The organism is Janthinobacterium kumbetense, assembly GCF_023703445.1.
In the GTDB taxonomy this organism is placed as follows: domain Bacteria; phylum Pseudomonadota; class Gammaproteobacteria; order Burkholderiales; family Burkholderiaceae_D; genus Janthinobacterium; species Janthinobacterium kumbetense.
Genome location: NZ_JAMQGR010000001.1, coordinates 1308570 through 1322824, shown reverse-complemented (window position 1 = coordinate 1322824; position 14255 = coordinate 1308570). Strand labels below are relative to the sequence as shown.

Here is a 14255-nt window from a genome sequence, read left to right as displayed (position 1 = left end):
GCGGACGATGCGCGTGATCCTGCGTGAGGACGGACCTAAAATACTTCCCAGTCGCCGGCATCGGCGGCGGCCGGCGCCGTGTTCCTGGCCTGGCCTGCTGGGCGCGTGGCGACCAGCCTGAGCGTGGCCTTGTGCTGTGCCGGCCGCCGGGCGGCAGGCGCGCGGGGCGCGGCGGCGGCTTGCCCTTGCGCCAGCTTGAAGGTGCCCACCACGCCGGCCAGGTTGGCCGCCTGCTCCTGCAGCGATTGCGATGCCGCCGCCGCTTCCTCGACCAGGGCCGCATTCTGCTGCGTGACTTCATCCATCTGCGTGATGGCGCGGTTGATTTCCTCGATGCCCGTGCTTTGCTCCACGCTGGCGGCCGAGATTTCGCTGACGATGTCGGTGACGCTGCGTACCGTGTCGACCACTTCCGTCATGGTCGCGCCGGCCTGCTGGACCAGCTTGCCGCCTTGTTGCACCTGTTGCACGGAGTCGCCGATGAGTGCCTTGATTTCCTTGGCGGCCGCCGCCGAACGGTGCGCCAGGTTGCGCACTTCCGTCGCCACGACGGCAAAGCCGCGTCCCTGTTCGCCGGCGCGCGCCGCTTCCACTGCCGCATTCAGGGCCAGGATATTGGTCTGGAAGGCGATGCCGTCGATGACGCCGATGATGTCGGCGATCTTGGCGGACGAGCTGTCTATCGCTTGCATGGTGCGTATCACGTCGCCCATCACTTGCCCGCCCCGCTGCGCCTGGTCCGAGGCGCTGACGGCCATTTGCCGGGCCTGGCGGGCGTTGTCCGCATTTTGCCGCACGGTGGCCGTCAGTTCTTCCATGGCCGAGGCGGTTTCTTCCAGCGAGCCGGCCTGCTGCTCCGTGCGCGCCGACAGGTCCAGGTTGCCCGCCGCGATCTCGCTTGACGCCGTGCCGATGGTGTCCGTGCCGGCACGCACTTCGGCCACGATGCGCACCAGGCTGGCGCTCATCTCCGCCAGGGCCGTCATCAGCTGGCCCACCTCGTCGTGCGAGGCGGCGCTGACCTGCACGCTGAGGTCGCCGCTTGCGATGGTGCGGGCCACGCCGATGGCGTCGGCCAACGAGGCGGCGATGCGCCGGGCCAGCAGCAGGCCCATGCCGGCCACCAGGGCCGTCACGGCCAGGGCCAGGCCGCAGGAAATCCAGCGCGCGCTGGCCGCGGCTGCGGCGCCGTCGGCAGCCCCCCTGGCGGCCAGGGTTTCGTTGTAGCGGTGATGGGCGGCGAGGGCGTCGACCAGTTCCTTGATCAGGGGCTGGCTTGCCATCAGCAAGTCGCGTGCGGCGTCGAGTTCGCCCGCCTTCGACAGCGCCAGCACCTTGTCGCGCACGGCGTCGTAGCGCAGCAGCACGGCGCGGTCCGCGGCCAGCAGCGCCTTGTCTTGCTCATCTGAAATGTTTTCCTTTTCATACTGGTCGAGCGCCTTGCCGACCGCCGCGCGCGCCTCGTTGATGCCCGCTTCCAGTTTGTCGCGCCTGGCGGCGTCCTTGCTGGCCATGTGCTGCCAGACGGCCGTGCGCATCTGCGTGAACGGCACGAACGCCTGGTTCAGGGTCAGCAGGCTGGGAACCGTGTTGACAGTGGCATAGCTGGCCGCCGTGTACACGCGGTCCATCTGGTAGATGCCAAAGCCAGCCAGGGCGGCCAGTCCGATGACGACGGAAAGGATCAGGGCATACAGCCGTTTAGCGATGGTCATGATGGGCGCCGCTCCAATGAAGTGAAATTCAAGAAAAATACTTTGCCTGGATGAGTTTTTTCATTTTACGCCAAAAATTTGTTTTATTCGAGAAATTTGTTGTTTATCTATTTTAATTGATGTTTTTCATCAAAATCGCATCGCGGAAGCTGGCTAAACGGGCATGCCGTGTATAAAAAGCCACACGGCACGCGGCGGGCGTTCTGGCGTGTGGCACGCTTTGCCAATTAGTGAAAAAATGCAATGTCCTTGATTGCCATCAAATACGGTGCGCAGGCGCGTGCCGCCGACTGACTCTTGTAAAGGAGCATCATGACTGCCTCTGCCCGGCCTGGACCCTTGCTTGTCATCACCGCAGTCATCTTTATCTTGCTGGGCCTGGCGCTCGTTGGCGGCGGCGCCTGGCTCGTCAGCCTCGGCGGTTCCTGGTACTACGTCGTGGCGGGTATCGGCATGATAGTTGCCGGTGCGCTCGTGTGGAAAAGGCGGCGCAGCGCCCAGCTCTTCCTCGCGCTGCTGCTGTTCGGCACCCTGATCTGGTCCGTGATCGAAGTGAAGTTCGACTGGTGGCAATTGTTGCCGCGCCTCGATATCTGGTTCGCCGCCGCCGTCTGGCTGTTGCTGCCGTTCATCGACCGCCGCCTCGATCCGTCGCTGATCGCGGGCGCAAAGCCGCGCGACGCCGGCAAGAGCGCGCTGCTGGCGGCCGTCGTGGTGACGGCCGCCGTGGGCGTGTTTTCGCTGTTCCAGGATTACACCACCTTGCACGGCGAAGTGCCGGCCGAGAACATGGCGGCCGTGCCCGCAGGCGATTTCGCGCCCGGCGTGGCGCCCAACGACTGGGCCGCCTATGGCCGCTCCGGCTATGGCGACCGCTATGCGCCGGCCGCGCAGATCACGCCGGCCAACGCGGCGCAGCTGAAACAGGCGTGGGTCTACAACACGGGCGACTTCAAGGGGCCGACGGATCCGGGCGAGATCGCCAACGAAGTCACGCCGCTGAAGGTCAACGGCATGCTGTACCTGTGCACGCCGCATAACATCGTCATCGCGCTGGACCCGGACACGGGCAAGGAGCTCTGGCGCCACGATCCGAAGATCAACCGCGACGCGTCCAGCTACCAGCACATGATTTGCCGCGGCGTCGCCTACTGGGACGTCAATGCGGGCCGCGCCAAGGACAGCCCGGCGCCAGAAGCGGCCAGCATGGAGTGCCCGCGCCGCATCTTCGCGCCCACCATGGATGCGACCTTGATCGCCGTCAATGCCGATACGGGCGAAGCGTGCAAGAGCTTTGGCGAAAATGGCGTCATCGGCCTGTACCACGGCATGGGCATGAAGAAGCGGGGCTTCTTGATGCCGACGTCGCCGCCGGCCGTGGCGCAAAACGTGGTGGTGATGGCCGCCAGCGTGACCGACAATTTTTCCACGGAAGAGCCGTCTGGCGTGATCCGCGGCTACGACCCCGTCACGGGCAAGCTGATGTGGAACTGGGATGCCTCAAACCCGGACGACACGGCGCCGATTGCCGAGGGGAAAACCTACACGAACAATTCGCCGAATTCCTGGGGCGTCTCCAGCGTGGATGAAAAGCTGGGCATGGTCTACATTCCGATGGGAAACGAAACGCCCGATACGTGGGGCGGCAACCGCAACCCCCATGGCGAGAAATACAATAGCGCCATCGTCGCGCTGGACCTGGCGACGGGCAAGGTGCGCTGGGTGTACCAGACCGTGCACCACGACATCTGGGACATGGATATCGGCGGCCAACCGACCCTGGTCGACATCGACACGCCGAAAGGCAAAGTGCCATCTGTTGTTGCCACGACGAAACGGGGCGACATCTACGTGATCGACCGGCGCGACGGCAGCCTGGTCGTGCCGGCGCCGGAAAAACCCGTGCCGACGGCCAACGCGGCGCCCGGCGACAAGCTGTCGCCCACGCAGCCATTCTCGGCCCTCACTTTCTTGCCCGAGAAAAACATCAGCGAAACGGATATGTGGGGCACGACGCCGTTCGACCAGCTGGCGTGCCGCATCATCTTCCGCCAGCACCGCTATGAAGGGCCGTTCACGCCGCAAACGGTGGCCGAAGGCAAGATCAAGGGCGCCATCATCTCGCCCGGTCCGCTCGGCATCTTCGAGTGGGGCGGGGCGGCCGTCGATCCCGTGCGTCAATTGCTGCTGGTGAACCCCGACTACATGGGCTTCCTGGAACGCCTGGTGCCGCGCGCGCAAGCCAATGCGCCGGGCGGCACGGGCACGGAAATGGGCTTGCAGCCGCAGACGGGCGTACCGTTTGCCGTGGAAATCAAGCCCTTTTTGTCGCCGCTGGGCTTCCCGTGCCAGGCGCCGCCGTGGGGCTATATCGCCGCCGTCGACTTGCGCACCATGAAAAAAGTGTGGATGCACAAGAACGGCACCACGCGCGACAGCGCCCCAGTCCCCATCGCCTTGCCGCTGGGCGTGCCCAGCCTGGGCGGCATCAGCACCACGGGCGGCGGCGTAGCCTTCCTCAGCAGCACGCTCGACTACTACATCCGCGGCTACGACGTGCGCAACGGCAAGACCGTATGGAAAGCCCGCTTGCCTGCCGGCGGCCAGGCCACGCCGATGAGTTATGTCTCCGACAAGACGGGCAAGCAATATGTGGTGGTGATGGCCGGCGGCCACGGTTCGCTGGGCACGAAGATGGGCGACAGCCTGGTGGCGTTTGCCTTGCCGGACGAAGCGGTGAAGGAGGCGGGGAAAGGAAAGTAAGCGTTACGCATCCGCGGCATGGACCGCCCATGCCGCGGATGCGCTGCCATTGAAGCGTTCGACCTTATTGCAAGCGGCGATTCAAGACGATCAGTTCGGCATTGCCCGCGTTATCGTCTGCCATCGGGTAGAGCACTACCGCATAAGCACGATCGCTCGTCTTGTTGATGCTTGAAATGATCAAGTTGTCACGGGGTATAGACAAAAGCTCGTTGGTCAGCAAGTTCCTGTAGCCTTGCTCATCTTTGCTATAGAAGATTTCCAATAACTGATCATTTTTCGTGGTCAGCCAGCCATTTCCAAACTCGCTATTGAAGCGGGTGATGAAAGTGTCGTCGGCGATGTTGACCGGTTGCCATGTGTTGAACAATGGGTCAGAAAAATCCACCAATTCAATGACGGTACTTGCACCATTCTCATCTATTTTCTGGATAACGAGCTTGTCTTTTTCCTGCGCCAGCAGATAAGAATTCCCATCGAAGGAAGCGCTTAATATCTGCAAGACATAGATGCCATTCGAGTCGATTTCGCGATGGCGAATCACATTGCCTTTTTCATCAAGCTCCCGGTGCAGCAGCAGGCTGTCTTCATTGGCCAGCAAATGAATCGCCTTGTTGGCAATGCTGATTCTGTTATTTGCGGGCAATGGGATCTTGATATTGTTTTTCTTTTTTAGTTTTCCATTGATAAATTCGATGGCCAGGATCTTATCGGGTTTGCTGTCATAGAAATCCACATCGTGAAATATCGAACAGGTTTCCGTTGTTCCAATGAAGGTTCCTGTAAATGGACGGCTGCCCTTCGGTATTTCCACGTCTTCACGATCAAAGATGGGAATGCTGATTTCCAATTCCTTGTCATGATGATAGGGGACGACGGACACATAGTTTTCCTGATCCGGACTCAGGAACAGTGTCGGCAAGATGCCGTCATCCTCGATGTAGTTGTCGATATTGCCATCAATCCCGACCACCGTATAAATCAGCTTGTACGTGTCATTTTTCCCGTATACATAGTTCGCCAGCAGCGTCTTTTCAGCAAATGCAATGCTGTCTTTTGCCGATACCTGTGTTTCAGCGACGAGCGTTGTCATGGTACACAAGTCGCCCTGTATAACAGACGATGCATAGGGCGTTACCTTGTCGAGGTTTTTCATGCGTCAGATTATCTCCGTGTCTTATTGCGTGGCCAGTCCCAGCTTCAGTCCCACCAGCTTGCCCGGCGCGGCATCCGTTTTTTCGGGCACGCCCGCGCTGACCCTGGCCGCCGGCGTGCCGTCCTGCTGCAGGGCCGCCAGGATGGCCGCGCTGCGCTGGGCGCCCAGCTTGCTCAAGGCGTCGGCAGGCAAGGGTTGTTTGGCTTCCAGCTGCTCGCGCAAGCCGTTGTAGAAGGCGCCCGTGTCGGCCACTTGCGGCTCGCCCTCGATCAGCTTGCCCAGGCGTTGGAAGACGGGAATCTTCGCCGCCGCCGGAGCGGAGGCTGCCGCCGCTGTGGCTGGTACGGCCGATTCCGCCGCCTTTTTCTGCTTGTCCAGCTCGGCCTTGCCGAAGCGTTCGCCGTACAGGTCGCGCAGGGCGCCCCGTATCTTGCGTTCGCCCAAGTTCAACGGTCCCGGTTCCTCGCCCGCTTCCAGCTTGATGCCGGCCTTGGCGGCGACGGCGCGGCGCACGGCCTGGGCGCGCAGGGCGGCCGCATCCGTGTCGCTGTACTGGCCCGGCACGGCCAGCTTCAGCTGTTCGCGCTTGGACAGGATTTGCGCCACCTGCTTGAGCTTTTCCCGTTCCGGCGGCAGCAGCACGGCGCTGCCCGCATCGAAGTCGATGGCTTCGAGCTTGTCGGCGCTGATGCCCAGCAAGTTGCCCAGCGCGCGGAACGGCGCCGTGACGATTTTCGTCAGCACATTGCCCACGGCTTTCCAGATCAGGGCGCCATAGCTGAATTGCGGGTCGTTCATGTCGCCCGACACGGGCAAGCCCAGGTCGATGCGCCCGTCGCTATCCTTGAGGATGGCCAGCGCCAGTTCCAAAGGCAGTTTCAAGGCGTCCGGGCTGTCGATGCGCTCGCCCAGGGTCAGCTTGTCGAGCACGATCTGGTTGGTGCCGTCCAGCTGGCGGTTGCGCACCTTGTATTGCAAGTCCAGCGAAATCTTGCCTTCAGCCACTTTGTAGCCGGCGAACTTCATCGTGTACGGCGAAGCGGACACCATGTCGACGTTCTTGAACACCACGTTCAAGTCCGTATTGTCGGTCGGGGCGAACGGATTTAATTGACCACGCACGCGGGCCAGGCCGAATTCGTCGATGCGGCCGTCCAGTTCGATCTGGCTGCGCGCATCGCGCTTCGTCGACAGGCCCGTGACGACGCCATTCAATTCATATATCTTCGCGGCGAACTGGGGCCGCAAGCTCAGGTCGGCAAAGTCCAGCTTGGCATTCTGCAGGCGCACGCGGCGCACGCGCACGGGGAAGGCGGCATCGGCGGCCGGCGTGGCGGTGGCCGACGCCGCGGGTGCGGGCGCGGCCGGTTCCGGCGCTTTCACCAGCAAGCGCTGCGCGTTCAGGCTGCGGTCGTTTTCGATGATCAGCTGGGCGTTCGGTTCGACCACGCGCAATTCGGGGATGTCGACAAAATCGGGGCCCACGCTGGCCGTCAGCTTGTCGGCGCGCACGCTTTTCCACGAGGCAAAACGCTTGCCATCCGTTTCATTGAGCACGAGGCCGGCGATGTCCACGCCGCCCACATAGCGTACCTTCGGCGCCTTCGGCGCGCCGCCGCCCGTCGTCAGGCGGCCGCTGCCGGAGAGCGAGCCGCCCGCCAGCTTCAGTTTCAGATGTTGCGCCAGCAAGGGTTGCACGGGGGCCAGGGTCAGCTGTTTCAAATTCAATTGCGCATCGACGGCGCCCGTGCCCGGCACGAACTTGCCGTTGGCAGTGAGCAAGCCGCCTTCGCGCAGGCCCACGCCCAGTTCGAACGGCAGCGCCTGCTGCATATCGTTGCTGACGGTCTGCAGGGACAATCTGGCATCCTGCAGATTGCCCTTGATGCCAGTGCCCGCATCATCGAAACGGGCGCCGAACTTGCTCAGCTCTACCTTGTCTACCTTGGTGGACCACGGTGCAGATGGCGCATCCTTGGCCGGGTCGGTTTTGCCGGAGGTAAACACGGGCAGCTTTTGCGCAATCGCAAATTCGCCCTGGCGGTTGCGCGCCAGGTCGATCTGCGCGCCGCTGGCCGTCACGGAACCCAGGTGCACGGCATGCGCCGCCAGGTCGATCTTGCCTTCTGTAAAGCCCAACTGGGCCAGCTTGAACGGCGTTTGCGCCCCCCGCTGCATGGCGAGGTCGGCCAGGCTGAAGCTCGCGCCGTCGATCACGGTGGCCATGCCCGCTGGACCTTGCTGCAAGCCCAGTTGCAGCTGCAGTTGTAATTGTTTCGCGCTCAGCTGCAAGGCTGGCGAGACGGTTTCATCGATGGCGGACACGTCCACATTGGCCAGCGCCAGCTGTTTCAAGTCCACCTTCCATTTGCCAGGCTTGGCTGGTGCGGTGGCGGCGGGCGCGGGATTGCCCGGCAGCATCAGGTTCGCCACGTCGATCTCGCCCTTGCTGTCGCGGCGCACGGCGACCTTGCCGCCGTACAAGTTGATTTTATCCACGCTGACGCTCTGGCGCGCCAGATCCACGTTCACGCCGGCGACGCCCAAAGTATTGAGCGAAGTAAATGCTTCTCCTTTTCCGTCGCGCACCAGCGCTAGGTCGCGCAGGGCCAGGCCCGCGCCTTTGACGGTCGCTTCCAGCTTGCCGTCCGCATAGGAAAAGGCGTAGGGCAGGCGCGCCGACAATTGTCCGCTCGTGACCGTGGCGCGCGTATAGGCTTTCAGGTAGGCGGCCAGGCCGGGCAGGGAAGCGTCGTTCAGTATCAGTTCGCCCTCGCCCCGGATCGGGCTGAGCGAGGCCGTGCCGCGCCAGTGCAGCTTGCCGCCGCGCGCCGCGTCGGCGCTGAGGCTGTAGCTGCCGTTGGCGTCGGGCAGGGTCGAAATATTGTCGAGCGTAAAGTTGATGGGCGTGAAGTTGTCCGCATAACCCGCCTTCTGGTCGTGCCAATCCACTTTGCCTTGTTCCAGCGCAAAGTGGGCGATGACGAGGCGCGGCATGCCGCCTTCGCTTTTTTCCGGATGGTTGCGTTGCCAGGTGGCCAGCACTTCGGCCAGGTTGAACTTGCCGTCCGGCGTGATCGTCAGCTGGGCTTGCGGCGCCGTGATGCGGATTTCCGCCAGGCTCCAGGCGCGGCGCACGATGGATTTCCATTCCAGCTGCACGGCCAGGGCGCCGATGGATAGCAGCGGCGCGCCGCTCTTGCCATCCGCGCCGGCCGCTTCCTTGAAGGCGATCTGGTCCGCTTCCAGGCGCAGGGTAAACGGGTTGAAGCGCACGTCGGCGATGCTGGCCTGGCGGGCGAGTTCTTTCTCGGCAAATTTGGGCAGCTGGTGCTTGATGACGTAGGGCACCAGCCAGAAGCCGGCCGCGCTGTAGGCGGCCAGGGCGCAGCCTGTGCCCAGGGCCCAGCGCTGCCAGCGTTTCCAGCGAAATGTTTTCGTCTGCACGCTTTTGTTGTCGATTGTATTCACGAACTTACCTTTTGATCTTGTTGGGCGGCACATCTTGCACGCCGTGACTGTCAGTATGCCTCTTTGCGGCTGTGTCTGCAAAATCCAAACGTGTTCAAGTGATAACAGGCGGCCTGGCGGACTGTTTATCTTATGAAATTCTCTGATTCTCACGAATTGTCACTTATTTATTGCGAATGATTCTCGTTACGGATATTATGCGCGGTAACTTGAAGTTTCCTTCTATCACTGTTCTCTGTTGAAAGACCCGTTTATATGCGCGCAGCTTTTCCTTCCTTGCAACTACTTCCAGTGGCCGCAGCCCTGTCGCTGGCTTTCGCTTCCCACACGGCCTGCGCCGCCAATGGCGCCAATGGCCAGGACGACTTGACGGCTGGCGATGAGAAAGTCATGCAGGCGGTGCAGGTGACGGGTGCGCGTGCGCAAGGCCTGGTGCCGACCACCACCGAGGCGGGCAGCTTCCGTGGCGCCAACATCATGGACGTGCCATCGACCGTCAACGTGATCACGCGCGAACTGCTGGAACAGCAAGCCGTGTCCGGCCTGTATGACGCCGTGCGCAATACGGCTGGCGTGACGCGCCAGCAAAACGGCGGCGATACCTGGGATCAGCTGGTGGTGCGCGGCATCGCCGTGGAAAACCGCACGAATTACCGCCTCAATGGCTCGCTGCCCATCATGAACTTTTCGCAAGTACCCATGGAAAACAAGGAGCGCGTGGAAGTGCTGAAGGGAGCTTCTGCCCTGTATTACGGCTTCACCTCGCCGGCTGGCGTGGTCAACTTCGTCACCAAGCGGGCCGGCAGCAAGCCCGTCACGAGCATGGGCTTGAGTCTCGACGACCGGGGCAGTGCCGTGGCAAACGTGGACATCGGCCGCCGCTTTGGCGCGGAGCAGGAATTCGGCGTGCGCGTGAATGCAGCCGGCGGCACCCTGGGTTCATGGCTGGGCAATGTCGGCAACGGCAACCGCAGCTTCATTTCCACGGCGCTGGACTGGCGCGTGACGAACAAACTGCTGCTGAAAGCGGACCTGGAATACGACCGCCGCCGGGTGACGGAGCAGGCGGGCGTGGCCTTGCCCACGGCCGTGAAAGGCGTGATCAGCTTGCCGCGCGCCGTCGATCCGCGCAAGCTGATCGGCCCCGACTGGTCGAATTTCGAGGCGCAGACGAAAAACGCGCAATTGCGCGCCGACTACGCCATCACGGATGGCTGGGCCCTGACGGTCGAGGCGGGTCACTCGGAAACGGCGCGCGACCGCCGCCTGGCCATCTTCCGCCTGAACAATGCGGCGGCGCTGGCCACGGGAGCGGGCCGCATCACGGGCAATATGCAGCATCACGTGACGGCGTCGGACTTGCTGCGCGCGGAACTGGCCGGCACGTTCAATACGGGTTTCATTGCCCATGAACTGACCCTGGGCGCCTCGCGCACGGACAAGTCGCAAGACCCTATTTACCAGAGCAACTATACGATCGCCTCGCAAAACCTGTACAACCCCGTGCCCGTGACGAATGTCGTGTTCGGCCCGAAGCCGACTTCGCCGACGACGGCCGCGCTGGACACGCGCGACACGGGCCTGTATGCGCTCGACCGCATGGTCTTCAGCCCGCAGTGGCAAAGCGTCATCGGCGTGCGCCGCACCAGCTATCAAAGCGACCAGGGCGCCAGCCACTATGACGTCAGCAAGACGACGCCCATGGTATCGCTGGTCTACAAGCTGACGCCGGCCATCTCGTTCTACGCCTCGTCGGCGCGGGGGCTAGAAGAGGGCGAGACGGGGCCGACGGGCACCGTCAACCAGAACGTCAAGATGGCGCCCGGCGTGAGCAAACAGAAGGAACTGGGCGCGCGCTGGCTGACGCCGGGCGGCACCCTGGTGTCGGCCGCGCTGTTCGACATCACGCGTCCCGGCTACTACACCAACAGCAGCAACGTGTTCACTTCGGATGGCGAACAGCGCTACCGCGGCCTGGAATTGTCGACCCAAGGCAAGCTGACGCGCCAGCTGTCGTGGCAAACCTCGGCCCAGTTCCTCGACCCGAAATTCGAGCACATCAACGCCGACTACAATGGCAAGGCGCCTGAAAACGCGTCCAAGCGCACGGCCAGCGCCTTCCTCGCCTACGCGTTCGACACCGTGCCGGGCCTGTCCGTCAATGGCGGCGCGTATTACTACAGCGCCCGTCCCGTCAACGACCTGAACCAGGCATTCCTCGGTGGCGTGACCTTGTTCAGCGCCGGCGCCCGCTATGCCAGCACGGTCATGCACAAAGCCGTCGTCTGGCAGCTGAACGTGGAAAACGCGGCCGACAAGCGCTACTGGGCTGGCGCCGGCACGCGTCTGGCGTCCGGCGCGCCGCGCGCCATCAAGCTGAGCATGAAGGTGGACCTGTGATGCGTCTCGTCAAAACCGCGCTGGCGGCGGCACTGCTGGCAGGCACCTTGCATGTGCAGGCGGCGCAGACTGCACCTGGCAAACAGGTGTTGCTGGTGGTGCGCCTGGAAGGCAAGAGCTTGCCTTTCGACCAGAAAATCAAGGAACACCTGGAATCGCGCGGCTATGCCGTCACGCTGCACAGCCAGTATGCGCCCGTGTCCGGCGCGCAAGGCAAGGACCTGGTGATCCTGTCGTCGACCATTCGGGGCCGCGACTTGCTGGGCGCTTACCGCAACGTCACGGTGCCCGTGCTGACGTGGGAAAACGATTTGTATGACGACCTGTCGATGACGGGCAAGCGGGCCGGCGTGGACTATGGCACGGTGGAAAAGTCGCGCTATGTGTGGCTGGTCAACGCGCCCCACGCGCTGGCGGGCGGCTTGCCGGCCGGCACGGTAGATATTTATCAAAAGCAAGCCACCATGAGCTGGGGCAAGCCTGGCCTGGGCGCGACGACCATCGCCACCATCTATGGCGAACCGGAAAAAGCGGCCATCTTTGGCTATGAAAAGGGCGCCACCATGGATTACGACAGCCTGGCACCCGCGCGCCGGGTCAGCTTCTTCCTCGACAATGAAACGTTTACGAATCTGTCGCCGGCCGGCCTGCGCCTGTTCGACGCGGCCGTGGACTGGGCCAGCGATGGCAAATAGCCCATCCTTGCCGCTGGCCGCGCTGATGCTGGCCATGTCCGCACCGGCAGCGGGCGCAGCCGCACTCGAGCCCGCCTTGCCCGCCTACGCGCCGCAGCCCGTCAAGGTGCCGGCCACGGCCGGTTACCTGGACCGCAAGACGGGCGCGGCCATGATAGGCGGCGCCGAACACGTGGCTACCGTCGTTGGCCAATGGAATGCCCTGTTTTCGGCCAGCCATCCGGGCATCGTCCTGGGGTTTGACGGCAAGGGTACCAGCAGCGCCGTGCCGCTATTGATGCACGACAAGGTGCTGTTCGGCGCCATGGGTCGCGCCATCAATCCCATCGAGCTGGTGCCATACCGCAAGATCGTGGGGTGCGACGCGCTGGAAATCCGCATTGCGCACACGGCATCCACGCCGGGCGAGCACCTGGCCACGTCCTTGGCCGTATACGTGAACCGCGCCAATCCCTTGACGCAGCTGACGGCGGCGCAAGTGTCGCAAATTTTATCTATCGGCAATCCAGGCGGCGACTTCAGCCGCTGGGGACAGCTGGGCTTGAGCGGCGAATGGCGCGAGCGCGCGATCCACCCGTACGGCACGGCCGCGTACACGGGCTTTGGCGACTACTTGCAGCGTGAACATTTCCAGGGCCGGGCGCTGGCAGCCAGCCACGAAGAGCTGGGCAACACGGCCGCCATCACGGGCCGCATCGCGCAAGACCCGGCCGGCATCGGCGTGGCCGCGCTAGGTGTGCAGCACCCGCAGCTGCGCCAGGTGGCCATCGTGGGCGCGGATGGCCGGGCGACGACGGGCACGGACGAGGAAGTGGTGGCGCAACGCTATCCGTACGGCCGCTACGTGTACCTGTACGTGCGCCGCTTGCCGGGCCAGGCCGTCGATCCGCTGGCCAAGGAATACCTGCGCCTGGTGCTGTCGCGCGAGGGACAGGCCATCATCGCCGCGCAGCCGGGCGGCTATCTGCCCCTGACGGCCGCGCAAGCCAGGGCTGAACTGGAGAAACTCGAATGACGCTGTTGAACAAGACCGCACTGGCCGCTTGCTGCGTGCTGGCGTCCGCCGTGCAGGCCGCGCCCCTGGGCGTTGATCCCGCGCAAACCTATGTGAACCGTGACGGCACGGTGGCCATCGTCGGCAATGATGGCCTGGAAGAAGTGATTACGCAGTTGAACGCGCTGTTTACGCGCCAGCATCCGCAGGTGCGCTTCAGCCTGCACATGGAAGGCTCGTCGGCCGGCATGCCCGCACTGACGGCGGGCGCCACGGCGTTTGCGCCGCTGACGCGCGACATGTGGCCGGGCGACCAGGCGGCATTCCGGCAAGTCTTTGGTTACGACGCCACTCCCGTGCGCATCGGCTACAACGGCCACGGTCCCCGTCCGCCGGCGAAGACGCCGCCCGCCGTGTACGTGCACCGCGACAACCCCTTGGCGGGCTTGACGATGGAACAGCTGGGCCAGGTATTCACGGCAGGCGCACCGGGAGGCGACGCCAACCTGTGGTCGCAGCTGGGCGCGACAGGGGATTGGGCGCCGCGCCGCATCCACGCCTATGGCTTGCGCGACGATGGCGGCTTCGCCACGGGCTTGCGCCATGCGCGTTTCGGCAAGCGTCCGTTTGCCGCCAGGTACGAGGCGCTGGCCTCGCGCGAAGCCGTGATCCGCGCCGTGGCCGCCGACCGCTATGGCATCGCCGTGCTGGGCTGGGTCAATGTGGCGCCCATCTCGGACCAGGTGCGCGTGCTGCCGCTGGCGGCGGCCCGGGGCGCGCCATACTACGGTCCCGACAAGGTCACCGTGCGCGCCGGCAATTACCCGCTGACCATGCCCGTGCAGCTGTACGTGAACCGCGCGCCGGGGAAGAGGCTCGATCCGCTGGTGAAAGCGTACCTGCAGCTGGCCCTGTCGCCGCAGGGACAAGCCATCATTCTGGCCCAGCAAGATAGCGAAGAGGGCTACTTGCCGCTCAGCGAACAGGACTTGCAGGCCGAGATCAAGAAACTGGACGCTTTGTAAAGTTTCTTTGACCACATGGCTGGCTGCAGGGCAGGG

At 63.5% G+C, this 14255-nt stretch carries 8 protein-coding genes; 5 read left to right on the top strand and 3 right to left on the bottom strand.

What is annotated here, in order from left to right; genetic code table 11:
* Window positions 1–35: 35 nt before the first annotated feature.
* Entirely contained in the window at window positions 36–1715 is a 1680-nt protein-coding gene (locus tag NCG91_RS05905) for a methyl-accepting chemotaxis protein (protein ID WP_251348978.1), read from the bottom strand.
* A 312-nt stretch (window positions 1716–2027) separates the two neighbouring features.
* Here NCG91_RS05905 and NCG91_RS05900 point away from each other — a divergent pair, with 312 nt between their 5' ends.
* Window positions 2028–4478, top strand: coding sequence for a membrane-bound PQQ-dependent dehydrogenase, glucose/quinate/shikimate family (locus tag NCG91_RS05900; protein WP_251348977.1), 2451 nt, complete (start codon window positions 2028–2030; stop codon window positions 4476–4478).
* A 64-nt stretch (window positions 4479–4542) separates the two neighbouring features.
* Here NCG91_RS05900 and NCG91_RS05895 read toward each other — a convergent pair whose 3' ends face one another.
* Window positions 4543–5634 (bottom strand): hypothetical protein, encoded by a 1092-nt coding sequence (locus tag NCG91_RS05895; RefSeq protein WP_251348976.1) that lies wholly within the window; start codon window positions 5632–5634, stop codon window positions 4543–4545.
* A gap of 21 nt (window positions 5635–5655) precedes the next feature.
* A complete protein-coding gene (locus tag NCG91_RS05890; protein ID WP_251348975.1) occupies window positions 5656–9105 on the bottom strand; it encodes a DUF748 domain-containing protein in 3450 nt (1149 codons plus the stop codon).
* 255 nt (window positions 9106–9360) lie between these two features.
* On the opposite strand from NCG91_RS05890, the gene NCG91_RS05885 reads away from it, so the two are divergent.
* The 4 genes from NCG91_RS05885 to NCG91_RS05870 are packed head-to-tail and all read left to right on the top strand — an operon-like array spanning window position 9361 to window position 14219.
* Window positions 9361–11505 (top strand): TonB-dependent siderophore receptor, encoded by a 2145-nt coding sequence (locus tag NCG91_RS05885; protein WP_251348974.1) that lies wholly within the window; start codon window positions 9361–9363, stop codon window positions 11503–11505.
* Window positions 11505–12200: a hypothetical protein gene (locus NCG91_RS05880; protein ID WP_251348973.1), complete on the top strand. Its 696-nt coding sequence runs from the start codon at window positions 11505–11507 to the stop codon at window positions 12198–12200. The genes NCG91_RS05885 and NCG91_RS05880 overlap by 1 nt, the downstream gene beginning before the upstream one ends.
* Complete coding sequence (locus tag NCG91_RS05875; RefSeq protein WP_251348972.1) at window positions 12190–13215, top strand: PstS family phosphate ABC transporter substrate-binding protein; 1026 nt, start codon at window positions 12190–12192, stop codon at window positions 13213–13215. Before NCG91_RS05880 ends, NCG91_RS05875 begins: the two co-directional genes overlap by 11 nt.
* Window positions 13212–14219: a PstS family phosphate ABC transporter substrate-binding protein gene (locus NCG91_RS05870; protein WP_251348971.1), complete on the top strand. Its 1008-nt coding sequence runs from the start codon at window positions 13212–13214 to the stop codon at window positions 14217–14219. The genes NCG91_RS05875 and NCG91_RS05870 overlap by 4 nt, the downstream gene beginning before the upstream one ends.
* Window positions 14220–14255: the final 36 nt, after the last annotated feature.